This window comes from Pseudoxanthomonas mexicana (genome assembly GCF_046736355.1).
GTDB lineage: Bacteria > Pseudomonadota > Gammaproteobacteria > Xanthomonadales > Xanthomonadaceae > Pseudoxanthomonas_A > Pseudoxanthomonas_A mexicana_B.
On the sequence record NZ_CP157201.1, the window covers coordinates 27,004 to 39,081 of the forward strand.

Genomic DNA, 12,078 nt, shown 5'->3' on the forward strand with positions numbered 1-12,078 from the left:
TAGTCACGAATTAGTAAAGATTGAATGTTGTTCACTCTTTGCGGGGATGCAAGTAAGTTTTCCGCCGCCAGAGCGGATATGTACGGGAGTTCAAGGCAAGCTTCCGAGCTTGAGAACTACATGCTTACAGCCATCCCCCCTTCGCAGTTACGAAAGGATTAGTCCACACATACTTGTAATAGGAGCGACAAGATGAAGATGCGACTGCTGCATGGAATCAGCGCCTCAATAATTGCCATTGCTCTCACTGGTTGTGACGACGAAATGCAAACCAGTGCCCGGGTTTACGTCGATTGTACAGACCCAGCAATCGCCCCACCTGACTGCAAGTATGGCAGGGAGGTGAAATGGACTTGGGGCGGTGGTGGTGGTAGTGGTGGCGGCGGTGGTGGCGGTGGTGGCGGTGGCGGTGGTGGCGGCGGTGGTGGTGACACCCCAACTCTGCCATTCTCAGGTTTGATCAATGCCTTGCTCTCGACGTCAAGTTCATTCGTAGTCGATGCCTCCGCCTTTGAGCTGGATACGACAGGCTCAACCATCCCTATCCCTAGCAGTGGCTTCGCTCAGGTTGTGCTGCGTCGATCATCAGATAATTCCGTGGTAGCAGCGCAAAGCTTCCCCTGGATTAAATCAGGAGCAATCATTAAATTCACTAATCCCGACGCCATTAATAGTTGGGCTTACACGAATGTGGGTGATGCCGATACGATCACCTATGAGACGGTTAGCTTTTCGTCCGGTTTCAGTGGGGCCCAAGTTTCGACAGTTAGGGCTAAGTACGAAGGACAGGTGTTGGCAACAGAGTCTCGTATCTTGGATACTAGCCAGTGCCCGCCGATGTCGGATCATGCATGTCCCTTGTAGGCTCTAAGTTCAATGGCAAGCGAGTCTTCGATTCGCTTGCCGTTTTTGGCGCCCTTGCCGCGATAGCTTTGACAAGTCTTACTGCCGCACTCGCTGTAGCGGGTGATCCTGATTCTGTGGGAAGGAATGAAGTAAGACCCGCACGTTACGCCGGTCTCTATCTTACTCGCTCCGCCTATAATATCCCTGGTTCGGTAAGGGCTCAGGGTTTCAACCGTCCAGAGGCGTGCAATGACTCAAGAGTTGTGGTTAGGATTGCTCAAGGCGTTGAGGATGCAGAAGTTGCAACACATGAAGTTTGTCGAGTCGCATCGGAATCTCTGAAATACTTAGATCAGGCGCTTGGCAGAACTCGTCTCCGAATCATGCTTGATGTTCTTCCACCTGGAGCAGCGGCAAGCTGGCAGGGACGCGCTTGGGGGTTTTCGCCGAGCATTCGACTAGGCGTTCCCATGCTTCGCAGCAAGGAAGTGACGATACACAATATTGTCGATCTCGTAGCACATGAAGGTTTTCATATAATTAGTTTTGCTCTTGGCGACGAATCATGGAGCGATGAGGAGACTGCGTATTACCACGGACTGTGCGCCCAGCTGAGTGTTCTGGGTGAACTCCGAAGAGAGATTCTTCCGATTTATTCGAAACTCGAAACTGATGATGGTGCAATAGGAGCCTCACTTCGCGCTTCCTCAAAGGTGCGTAATGAAGTTTATCCACTGTTTCGAGATAGAGATGTTCTGCCCGCGATTGAAGGGCGAAAAATTTTATCGCGTTGCCTAGATTCAGATTAGTTTCACTCAATGCCGACAGTGCTTCCACGAAGCCATGATGCATCCAGCTGGTGTCTTGACTTATATTTATGCGGCTAGTGCCGTAGCAGTAAGCGAAACGCTGCGGCCGATCTACCGATCGGGAGGTGCGGTTTTACGATAACCGCCTAACGCCTTAATTAAGCCGACCCGCGAAACGGGTTCGGCTTGAATGAATTGTTAGAGCGCACCTTTTTACGCTGCAACAAGCTCAGCAATCTTTGCGGCTACTTCCGACATGGAGTCTTCAGCAGTATCTAGTCCTGTCCGAGAAGCCAGCATGGGGCTTACGTCACGAAGTGCTTCATATGTTGTGTTGTGCACGATTGGCACAAGACGATTTCCCGCTAGGAGCGTTGAAAGTTCTTTGTCCGCGACGCTCTCTTTTGGGAGCCGCGCAAGTAGTGCTGGGTGTAACAAGAACCAAACCAACCTTTGAGTTTGCTAGTCCTTTGTCAATCGCGCGCATCATGGGGACGCCGAGACCAAGATCTTTCTCACTGAACCAGACTTTGACACCTGCAGCTTCTAGAAGGTCGTGGAGTTGCTTAGCCGCGCCCTGGCGGTCGTCCCATGCGTGGCAAAGGAACACATCTCGTCGGTCGGGGTGCCGGACTGTCTGAATCTCTACAGATTCACGCACTGGCGTTAGTGATTGCACCTCAACAGGTGTGTAGAAAACGGCTGATCCTGCTCGTGATCAACGAGGCTTTGAGGTTTTCCGGCTGCCTCCACCGCCGCTACTGCGCGGACTGGTGTAGTTGGAGCTGCTCGTTGACGGATAGTACGATCTGCTATAGCCGCCGCTATAACGAGAGCTTCGATGACGACAAGCGGGACATGCGGCGGCGGCGGCGGAGCTGCCAAGCCGGGGAAATCCTCGGGGAATCAAGCCGGTATGCAAGCCACGGTGAGCCAGGCCGGCAGGTTGACGCATGCATTATCCAGCAACCTGCTTATGCGACCGGAATGCCGGTGTAACGGTTCTGCCGGTCATGCAAGACACGCACGACGCCGTATGCCGCATGATGCCTACGCCACCTGGCTGCGCCTTGCGCGCTCCAGGTGCACCAGCAGCAGCGAGATCGCCGCCGGGGTCATGCCGGGGATGCGCTGGGCTTGGCCTACGGTCTGCGGGCGCACGCGCTCCAGCTTCTGCTGCGCCTCGGCCGACAGGCCGCGCACCTGCGCGTAGTCGAAGCCCTCGGGGATCGGCGTGCCTTCGTTGCGCTGCTGGCGCTCGATTTCCCCGCGCTGGCGGTCGAGGTAGCCGGCGTACTTGACGCTTATCTCCACTTGTTCGGCCACCTGCGCGTCGTCCACGCCCGGTCCCAGCGACGGCACGCGCATCAGCGCGGTGTAGTCCAGTTCCGGGCGCTTGATGAGATCCAGGGCGTTGGTTTCGCGGCTGACCGCCACGCCCAGCGTCGCCTCGACCTCGCGCCCCAGCGCGTTGCCCGGGGTGGCCCACAGCGCGCGCAGGCGCGCGTTCTCGCGCGCGATGGCCTCGCGCTTGGCCTCGAAGCGCGACCAGCGCGCGTCGTCCACCAGCCCCAGCTCGCGGCCGGCCGGGGTCAGGCGCAGGTCGGCGTTGTCCTCGCGCAGTTGCAGCCGGTACTCGGCGCGGCTGGTGAACATGCGGTACGGCTCGTTGGTGCCGTGGGTGATGAGATCGTCGATCAGCACGCCAATGTAGGCCTCGTCGCGGCGCGGCGACCAGCCTTGCTGTCCGCGCGCGTGGCGCGCGGCGTTGAGGCCGGCGACGAAGCCCTGCGCGGCGGCTTCCTCGTAGCCGGTGGTGCCGTTGATCTGGCCGGCGAAAAAGAGGCCATTCACCAGCTTGGTTTCCAGCGTGGCCTTCAAGCCGCGCGGGTCGAAGAAGTCGTACTCGATGGCGTAGCCGGGCCGGGTGATGTGCGCCTGCTCGAAGCCGCGGATGCTGCGCACCAGATCCAGTTGCACGTCGAACGGCAGCGAGGTGGAGATGCCGTTGGGATAGATCTCGGCCACGTCCAGCCCTTCCGGCTCGACGAAGATCTGGTGGCTGCCGCGCTCGGCGAAGCGCACCACCTTGTCCTCGATGGACGGGCAGTAGCGCGGGCCGATGCCCTCGATCTGGCCGCTGTACAGCGGCGAGCGGTGCAGCGCGGCGCGGATGATTTCGTGGGTATGTTCGGAGGTGTGGGTGATCCAGCAGGACACCTGGCGCGGGTGCTGCGAGACGTCGCCGATGAAGGACATCACCGGCAGCGGATCGTCGCCGGGCTGTTCCTCCATCACGCCGTAGTCCAGCGTGCGGCCGTCGATGCGCGGCGGGGTGCCGGTCTTGAGGCGGTCGACGGCGAACGGGCGCTCGCGCAGGCGCGCGGCCAGCGTGGTCGCCGGCGGGTCGCCCATGCGGCCGGCGGCGTACTGGGTTTCGCCGACGTGGATCCTGCCGGCCAGGAAGGTGCCGGCGGTCAGCACCACCGCGGGCGCCTCGAAGCGCAGGCCGGTCTGGGTGATGGCGCCGCGCACGGCGTCGCCTTCGATGATCAGGTCGTCCACCGCGGCCTGGAACACCGCCAGGTTGGGTTGCGACTCGACGATGCGGCGGATCGCGCCGCGGTACAGCGCGCGGTCGGCCTGGCAGCGGGTGGCGCGCACCGCCGGTCCCTTCGATGCGTTGAGCGTGCGCCACTGGATGCCGGCCAGATCGGCCGCGTGCGCCATCGCCCCGCCAAGCGCGTCGATCTCCCGCACCAGATGGCCCTTGCCGATGCCGCCGATGGCCGGGTTGCAGCTCATCGCGCCGACCGTCTCGATGTTGTGGGTCAGCAGCAGCGTGCGCGCGCCGCTGCGCGCGGCCGCCAGCGCGGCCTCGGTGCCGGCGTGGCCGCCGCCGATGACGATGACTTCATAGCGGTGGAAGGATGCGTTCATGGGGTCACGGCAGCAGGGGCCATCGGGCCGGGGCGTGGCGCTGATCACGGGGTCGGCAAAGTTGGCACGCAACGTGCTTCAGTAAATCCCAGCACCCGATGTGGCAAGCGACTCAGGGGCGCCGGGTTGGAATTGGAACAGGGGCCAACCATGCGCATGTCGGGGATGCCGGGGCCGGCAGTCGGGGGACTGCCGGCCCTTTTTCTTTGCGCGCAAGGATACTCCGCCGCCGCCGGCCTGTCGCCGCCGCGCCGCGCTTCCGTCCCCATGCGCGCATGAAAAGGCCCGGCGCTGTGGCCGGGCCCTGAGAGGCGCCGACGTCCGGCAGGGCCGGAACAGGGGGGATCCAGAATTCCCCGCCGGACGTCGACATTGAACCTTTGCTGCCAGTTACGTCAGAAAACGACGCAACCGGTCACCTCGCGCCGCTAGAGTGCAATCGACGTAGCGGCAAATGCAAGTACGGCCGGGGCCGGGCCTTGCGGAACCCGGACCGCCCACACGCTTTGGCCCCATTCAGGGTTCCTGCACCTGGATTCCGCGCTCGGGACGCGGCGCGCGATCGACCGACGGGACGGCTCGCTCGACGCGGGCCGGCTGCGGGCTGGACACGCGCGGCGGTTCGCTGCGCATGCGCGGGGCGCTCGGCTGCGACATCACCCGGCGCGGCTCGCTGCGGGCGGGCGGCACCGGGGTGGCGGGAGTCCGCGGCGGGATCATCACCCGCCCCGATTCGCGCCACTGGCCGGTCGGGTCGCGCCACGGCGGCGGGCGCTTGTCGCGGTCGTGGCCGCCGCCGTTGTTGTCCGGGCGCGGCGGACGCGGGTGCGGGCGGTAATGCGGGTAGTACGGGTTGTAGTGGCCGTAGTAGGGGTAATAGCGGTAGCCCGGGTAATAGCCGCCGCTGCCGATGCCCAGGTAGATGCTGGTGCCCGGATACAGGTAGCCGCTGCCGTACGGGCCGTAGTCGTAGTACTGGGTGGAGGGACGGCCGTGGTAGTAGCCGCCCGGCGCCGAATTGCCGACGTAGTCGTACGTCGCGCAGCCGCCGAGGGTGGCGACGAGCGCGGCGGCCAGCAGGATATTGCGGTTCATGGCGGTGTCCCCCCCGAGGCGATGCCTGCAGCTTCGGCCTTGCGCATTGAATCCGTGCTTAATCCTGCCAGTGCGGAGGCGGCGGACGCGGTTGCGTTAATCTTTGTCCATGATGCCGCTTCCCTCCTTCGACGACGTGCTGGCCGCCGCCGCGCGCATCGCGCCCCACGCCCACGTCACCCCGGTGCTGCGCTCGCGCGCGCTGGACGCACTGGCCGGCTGCGAGCTGCACTTCAAGGCCGAGCCGCTGCAGCGCGCCGGCGCGTTCAAGTTCCGTGGCGCATGCAACGCGGTCTGGGCGCTGACCGAGGCGCAGGCGCGGCACGGCGTGGTCACCCATTCCTCCGGCAACCACGGCGCCGCGCTGGCGCTGGCCTCGCGCACCCGCGGCATCGCCTGCCACGTGGTCGTGCCCGAGGGCGCGGTGGCGTCCAAGCTGGCCGCCATCGCCGGCTACGGCGCGGTGCTGCACCGCTGCGCGTCGACCATCGCAGAGCGCGAGCGCGCCTGCGCGCAACTGCAGCGCGACACCGGCGCGACGCTGGTGCATCCCTATGCCGATGCCCGGGTGATCGCCGGCCAAGGCACCGCCGCGCTGGAACTGCTCAACGAAACCGGCCCGCTGGACGCGCTGGTGGCGCCGGTCGGCGGCGGCGGGCTGGTCTCCGGCTGCGCCATCGCCGCCGCGCGGCTGGCGCCGGGCTGCCGCGTGCATGCCGCCGAACCGGCCGGCGCGGACGACACCGCGCGTTCGCTGGCGGCCGGCGAACGCCGCGTCGATTTCGTCCCCGACACGATCTGCGACGGCTTGCGCGGCAGCCTGGGCGAGCCGAACTTCCGCCTGCTGCAGGCGCACGGCGTCGAGGTGACAGTGGTCGACGACGAGGCGACCGTCGCGGCGATGCGCCTGTTGTGGCAGCGGCTCAAGCTGCTGGTCGAGCCGTCGTCGGCGATCGCGCTGGCGGCGGTGCTGGCGCGGCGCGATCGCTTCGCCGGGCAGCGGGTCGGCGTGGTGCTGTCCGGTGGCAACGTCGATCTGGACGCGCTGCCGTGGAGCCCGGCGTGAAACGGGCGCGGCGGCGAAGCGGCGGCCTGTTCGGGCGCTGGCTGCGCCGCGGGCTGGTGCTGGCGCTGCTGTGGCTGGCCGGCGTGGCCGCCTGGATCGTCTGGGTCGGCCAGCGCGACGAGGCCAGGCCGGCCGACGTCATCATCGTGCTGGGCGCGGCCGCCTACGACGCCAAGCCCTCGCCGGTGTTCGAGGAGCGCCTGCGCCACGGCGTGGCGCTGTACCGCCGCGGGCTGGCGCCCAGGCTGCTGCTGACCGGCGGCTACGGCGGCACCGGCGCGCGCTTTTCCGAATCCCAGGTCGGCCGCCGCTACGCGCTGCGCGAGGGCGTGCCCGACGAGGCCATCCTGATCGAGTCGATCTCGCGCAATACCCGCCAGAATCTGCAGGAGGCGCGCCGGCTGATGGCCGAGCACGAGCTGCACCGCGCCATTGTCGTCAGCGACCCGCTGCACATGGCGCGCGCGCTGCGGATCAGCCGCGAACTGGGCATCGACGCGGCCGGATCGCCGACGCCGACCAGCCGCTTCCGCAGTTTCGCCACGCGCTGGCGCTTCCTGCTGCAGGAAATCTACTTCTTCCACCGCGACCGTTTCGCCGAGGCGCGCTGACGACAGGCAGGTTCCGCCCCGCGCATCGTGGGTATCATGGCGGCAGGCACGGGGGGGACGCAGTGATGAAGATCGACGGCAACCGCAAGCAGGATCGCGCCACCGAACTGGTGCTGAGCTACTACGCGGCCTTCAACCGCGGCGACTGGGAGGGCATGCTCGCCCTGCTCGCCGACGACGTGATCCACGATCCCAACGAGGGCGGGCGCGAGGTCGGCCGCGAGGCCTTCGCCGCCTTCCTGGGCCGGATGAACGCCAGCTACCGCGAGCAGCTGCGCGACATCGTCGTGCTGGCCACGCTGGACGGCAACCGCGCCGCCGCCGAGTACGTGGTCCACGGCCAGTACCTGCACACCGACGCCGGCCTGCCCGAGGCGCACGGCCAGGCCTACGTGCTGCCCGGCGGCGCGTTCTTCGACATCCGCGGCGAGCGGATTGCGCGGGTGACCAATTACTACAACCTGCAGGACTGGATTCGGCAGGTAGGCGACTGAGGAAAGAGGAATCCATGCGTACGCTGATCGTCCTGCCGCTGCTGCTGGCGTTGTGCGCCTGCGCGAGCCGTCCCTACCAGTCGCCCGGCGTCCCCACCGTCCATGGCGCGCCGATCGACGCGGCCGCGTACAACCGCGAGATCGAGCGCCAGGGCTTTCGCCACTACTGCGGCAACGGCGGTTGCGACGCCCTGCCGCGCTTGATCGTCGGCTATGCGCCGCGCTACCCGCCCGCGGCGATGCAGGCGGGCAGGCAGGGCCAGGCGACCATCGTGTTCACGATCAAGGCCGACGGCAGCACCGGCGATTACCGGGTCGAATCGGCCAGCGCCGACGAATTCGCCGAGGCCGCCATCCAGACGCTGAAGCACTGGCGATTCGCCCCGGCGACGCTGCGCGGCAAGCCGGTGCCGATGCAGAGCCGGCAACCGTTCCCATTCGTCTTCGACTGACGATCGCCTTCGGCCAGCGCGCTTCCGCGCCACTTTTATCCGGTAGTTCGTCGTCGTTCCGGCTCAATCCAGAATTTGCTGCCCTGCCTTCCCGATGAGAAGTCGCTGGGTCCCCGCCTTCGCGGGGACGACGAAAGGAGCGCGTGAACCGAGAGGCGCTAACGCCGCCGCCGGATCGGAATCGACGACAGCGGCACCGCCGCGATCTCCTCGCCCTCGCCGCGTATCGGCGCGCCTGGCGCCGGCGCCCAGGCGTGCGCGTAGATGACTTCCCAGGTGCTGGGCAGGCGGCCGTCGCCGTCGCGCAGGTCGTCGTAGGCGGCGGCGGCGGCGCTGAAGCGGCGGCGGCCGGTCAGCGTGCGGCGGCGTGCGTGCAGGGCGTTGGTCGCACCCATCGCGCGCAGTTCGCGCATCAGCGCGGGCAGGTCGGGATAAGTCAGGGTGAAGCGATCCCGATCCAGCACCGGATCGCGGAAACCGGCGTGCATCAGCGCGTCGCCGAACTGCGCGATCGGCACGAACGGGCTGACGTGGGCGGCGTCGCCGTCGGCGCGGGCGAACGCCTCGCGCAATTCCTGCAGCGTCTCCGGGCCGAACGTCGAGCACAGCAGCAGGCCGCCGGGCCGCAACACGCGGCGGAAGCCGGCGAACGCCGCCGGCAGGTCCTCGATCCACTGCAGGCACAGGTTGGTGAACAGCACGTCGGCGCTGCCGTCGGCCAGCGGCAGCGCGCGCGCGTCGGCGCACACGCGCGCGAACGGCTTCCACCAGCCGGCCCGCTTCCTGGCCTCGCGCAACATCGGCAGCGCCAGATCCAGCGCGATCACCTGCGCCTTCGGCCAGCGCTTGTGCATCGCCGCCGCCGCGTGCGCCGGGCCGCAGCCGACGTCCAGCGCCACCTGCGGCACGCGATCGCCGAGGTAATCCAGCGATTCGAGCAGGCGCCGTTCGACCTCGTGCTGCAGCGCCGCCGCCGCGTCGTAGCTGCCGGCCGAGCGCGAGAACGCGCGGCGGATGTGGCGGGTGTCGAAGATCGTGGGCATGGAGGGTGGGGATTCCGGACGCTGCAACGGCGTTTTCAAGTGGGAGCGACGTGAGTCGCGACGGGGCTTTGCCGTGGACTGTCGCGACTCACGTCGCTCCCAAGGGTTGGAGTGGGAGGCTTTCGGTGAAGCCGGCGATTTCGGCGGCCACCTGGTCGGCATGGCCGAGGAACGGGGCGTGGCCGCCGCCGGCGATCTCCACCTCGCGCGCCAGCGGCGACAGCGCCGCCGCCTGGCGCATGCCGGCGGCCGGCACCAGCCGGTCGCGGCGGCCGGAGATCCACAGGCTGGGTTGCGACAGCGAGGCGGCGGCGGCGCGCAGGTCGCTCTGCTCCAGCAGCGCCAGCCCGGCCTGGAGCGCCTGCGGGGCGGGTTCGCCGCGCGCGTAGAGGGTGTCCTTGAGCGTGCGCAGTTCGCTGCGCGCGTGCTCGGAGCCGATCGTGTCCAGGGCGAGGAAGCGATCCAGCGTGCCGGCGTAGTCGCGGCCCAGCTCGCCGCCGAACTGCGCGAACACCGCCGGTTCCACCGCGTGCGGCCATGCCTCGCCGCGCACGAAGCGCGGCGTCGCCGCCACCATCGCCAGCCCGCGCACCTGCGCCGAGTTCGCCGCCGCATGCAGCGCGAACAGCCCGCCCAGCGACCAACCCAGCCACAGCGCCGGCGGCGTGCGCGCCAGCACCTCGGCGGCGACTGCCTGCAGGTGCAGCGGGGTGGCGCTGTCGCGGCTGTGCCCGTGGCCGGGCAGATCGACCAGGTGGAGCTGGTGGCGGTCGGCCAGCCGCTGCACCAGCGGCGCGAACACCCCGCCATGCAGCGCCCAGCCGTGGATCAGCACCAGCGGCGCGCCGCTGCCTATGACTTCGATATGCATGCGGCTATTGTCGCCGATCGCGCGCGGCGGGAGTTTCCAGGGAACCTCCGGACGAATCCGCTTTTGCACGTCATTCCTGCGCAGAGTCTGTGTCCCCGTGCAGGCGGGGGCGGGAATCCAGTGCCTTTGGGTTTGACAGCTTGAAGTCGCTGGGTCCCCCGCCTACGCGGGGGATGACGGCTCCTTTTCAAGGGTTTCCTGCAGCGTTTTCGTTTCAATTCAGGACACTTTCGCCATCCCGGCCTGCACGACCGTGACTCATCCCACGGCATCATCGCGCGCGGCCTGCCTGGCCTGCGCGATCAACGGCCGCAGGATGCGCCACTGCCGGCGCGGATGGCCGCACAGCACGCAGCCGAACGGCCGCGCCCAGTGCGGTCGCGCCAGCCGGCGCAGGATGCGCGCCGCCAGCCAGTCCTCGTCGAAACCGGCCCATTCGCCGGCCACGGCGAGCAGGTTGGCGTGCAGCACCGGATGCACCTCGTCGCGCAGGATGCGCCAGAGCCGGTCCTCGGCGTACGGCGAGGCGGCCAGCACCTGGGCGACGTGCGGCAGGAACGCGTCGGTGTCGGTGTCCAGGTAGAGGGCCGAAAGCGCGCGCCATACCGCGCGCCGCGCCGGCAGTTCCGCCGCCTGCGGGAAGCTCACGCCACCGCGCTGCGGATGCGCTGCACCGCCTCCCACGAGCGCCCCAGCGCCTCGACCAGCCGCTCCACGTCCTGCAGCGAATGCAGCGCCGACAGGGTGACGCGCAGGCGCGCCTTGCCCTCGGGCACGGTCGGCGGGCGGATCGCCGGCACCCACAGGCCGGCGTTCTCCAATGCGGCCGACAGCGCCAGCGCGTTGCGCTCGCTGCCGCACAGCACAGGCTGGATCGGCGATTCGGACGCGGTCAGCTCCAGCCCGCGGCGCTGGGCCAGCAGGCGGAAGCGATCGACCAGGCCGAGCAGCTTGTCGCGCCGCCACTGGTCGCGGCGCGCATGGCGCACGGCGACGCGGGTGGCCGCGGCCAGCGCCGGTGGCAGCGCGGTGGTGTAGATGTAGGGGCGCGCGGTTTCCGACAGGTGCTGGATCAGATCGTCGGTGCCGACCAGCACCGCGCCGTAGCCGCCCAGCGCCTTGCCCAGGGTCAGCAGCTGCAGCGGCACTTCGGCCGGGCCCATGCGCGCCTCGGCGACGCTGCCGCGCCCTTCCGGGCCGCGCACGCCGATGCCGTGCGCGTCGTCGACGTAGAACAGCGCCTGCTGCATGCGCGCGACCAGGCTCAGCGCGCGCAGCGGGGCGACGTCGCCGTCCATGCTGAAGACGCCGTCGGTGGCCAGCATCGCCGCGCCCTCCGGCGCGACCTTGAGCTGGCGCAGCGCGCCTTCCGGATCCAGGTGCGGGTAGCGGCGCAGCTTGGCGCCGGCCAGGCGGGTGGCGTCGAGCAGGCTGGCGTGGTTGAGCCGGTCCTGCACGCAGACGTCGCCGTCCTCCAGCAGCGCCTGCTGCACGGCGAGGTTGGCCAGGAAACCGCTGCCGAACAGCAGCGCGCGCGGGTAGCCCAGCCACTCGGCGATGTCGCGCTCCAGCCCGTCGTGGGCGGCGTGGTGGCCGGTGATCAGGTGCGAGGCACCGGCGCCGAAGCCGTCGCGCGCGGCGCCGTCCTGCAGGGTCGCGCCGACCTCGAACTGCTGCGCCAGGCCCAGGTAGTCGTTGCTGGCGAACTCGGTCAGCCAGCGGCCGTCGACCTCCACGCGCACGCCGTCGCGGCGGGTCACGGTGCGGCGGGCGCGGGTGCGCCCCTGCGCGACGCGCTCGGCGCGCGCGGCCTTGATGCGTTCGTGGAGATCGGGGCGGGTCATCGGGCTG

Annotated in this window: 13 protein-coding genes; 6 read left to right on the forward strand and 7 right to left on the reverse strand. The window is 67.8% G+C overall.

Annotated elements, in window-relative coordinates:
• The first annotated feature begins 192 nt into the window (after positions 1 to 192).
• Entirely contained in the window at positions 193 to 864 is a 672-nt protein-coding gene (locus AAG688_RS00130) for a hypothetical protein (protein WP_411833347.1), read from the forward strand.
• On the forward strand, positions 852 to 1,655 hold the full coding sequence (locus tag AAG688_RS00135) for a hypothetical protein (RefSeq protein WP_411833348.1): 804 nt from the start codon (positions 852 to 854) through the stop codon (positions 1,653 to 1,655). The genes AAG688_RS00130 and AAG688_RS00135 overlap by 13 nt, the downstream gene beginning before the upstream one ends.
• A 322-nt stretch (positions 1,656 to 1,977) precedes the next feature.
• Here the strand turns inward: AAG688_RS00135 and AAG688_RS00140 are convergent, their stop codons facing one another.
• The 3 genes from AAG688_RS00140 to AAG688_RS00150 form a co-directional block, all read right to left on the reverse strand.
• The gene (locus AAG688_RS00140; protein ID WP_411833349.1) at positions 1,978 to 2,334 is read right to left on the reverse strand and encodes a toll/interleukin-1 receptor domain-containing protein; all 357 of its coding nucleotides are present in this window, start codon (positions 2,332 to 2,334) and stop codon (positions 1,978 to 1,980) included.
• A gap of 371 nt (positions 2,335 to 2,705) precedes the next feature.
• The gene (gene mnmG, locus AAG688_RS00145) at positions 2,706 to 4,595 is read right to left on the reverse strand and encodes a tRNA uridine-5-carboxymethylaminomethyl(34) synthesis enzyme MnmG (RefSeq protein WP_411833350.1); all 1,890 of its coding nucleotides are present in this window, start codon (positions 4,593 to 4,595) and stop codon (positions 2,706 to 2,708) included.
• A 516-nt stretch (positions 4,596 to 5,111) separates the two neighbouring features.
• Positions 5,112 to 5,690, reverse strand: a complete 579-nt coding sequence (locus tag AAG688_RS00150; RefSeq protein ID WP_411833351.1) for a hypothetical protein — start codon at positions 5,688 to 5,690, stop codon at positions 5,112 to 5,114.
• Between the two features lie 109 nt (positions 5,691 to 5,799).
• Here AAG688_RS00150 and AAG688_RS00155 point away from each other — a divergent pair, with 109 nt between their 5' ends.
• From AAG688_RS00155 to AAG688_RS00170, 4 genes are all read left to right on the forward strand, one after another.
• Positions 5,800 to 6,756 (forward strand): threonine/serine dehydratase, encoded by a 957-nt coding sequence (locus tag AAG688_RS00155; protein WP_411833352.1) that lies wholly within the window; start codon positions 5,800 to 5,802, stop codon positions 6,754 to 6,756.
• Positions 6,753 to 7,367 (forward strand): YdcF family protein, encoded by a 615-nt coding sequence (locus AAG688_RS00160; protein WP_411833353.1) that lies wholly within the window; start codon positions 6,753 to 6,755, stop codon positions 7,365 to 7,367. Before AAG688_RS00155 ends, AAG688_RS00160 begins: the two co-directional genes overlap by 4 nt.
• 65 nt (positions 7,368 to 7,432) lie before the next feature.
• Positions 7,433 to 7,861 carry a ketosteroid isomerase-related protein gene (locus AAG688_RS00165; RefSeq protein ID WP_411833354.1) on the forward strand — a complete coding sequence of 143 codons (429 nt, stop codon included), beginning with the start codon at positions 7,433 to 7,435 and terminating at the stop codon, positions 7,859 to 7,861.
• A 14-nt stretch (positions 7,862 to 7,875) separates the two neighbouring features.
• On the forward strand, positions 7,876 to 8,313 hold the full coding sequence (locus tag AAG688_RS00170) for an energy transducer TonB (protein ID WP_411833355.1): 438 nt from the start codon (positions 7,876 to 7,878) through the stop codon (positions 8,311 to 8,313).
• Positions 8,314 to 8,471: 158 nt separating this feature from the next.
• On the opposite strand, the gene bioC is transcribed toward AAG688_RS00170, so the two are convergent.
• From bioC to bioF, 4 genes are all read right to left on the reverse strand, one after another.
• On the reverse strand, positions 8,472 to 9,356 hold the full coding sequence (bioC, locus tag AAG688_RS00175; RefSeq protein ID WP_411833356.1) for a malonyl-ACP O-methyltransferase BioC: 885 nt from the start codon (positions 9,354 to 9,356) through the stop codon (positions 8,472 to 8,474).
• Positions 9,357 to 9,444: 88 nt separating this feature from the next.
• Complete coding sequence (gene bioH, locus AAG688_RS00180; protein ID WP_411833357.1) at positions 9,445 to 10,227, reverse strand: pimeloyl-ACP methyl ester esterase BioH; 783 nt, start codon at positions 10,225 to 10,227, stop codon at positions 9,445 to 9,447.
• Positions 10,228 to 10,485: 258 nt separating this feature from the next.
• Positions 10,486 to 10,875 (reverse strand): hypothetical protein, encoded by a 390-nt coding sequence (locus tag AAG688_RS00185; protein WP_411833358.1) that lies wholly within the window; start codon positions 10,873 to 10,875, stop codon positions 10,486 to 10,488.
• Positions 10,872 to 12,071 (reverse strand): 8-amino-7-oxononanoate synthase, encoded by a 1,200-nt coding sequence (gene bioF, locus AAG688_RS00190; RefSeq protein WP_411833359.1) that lies wholly within the window; start codon positions 12,069 to 12,071, stop codon positions 10,872 to 10,874. Before bioF ends, AAG688_RS00185 begins: the two co-directional genes overlap by 4 nt.
• Between the last annotated feature and the right edge of the window lie 7 nt (positions 12,072 to 12,078).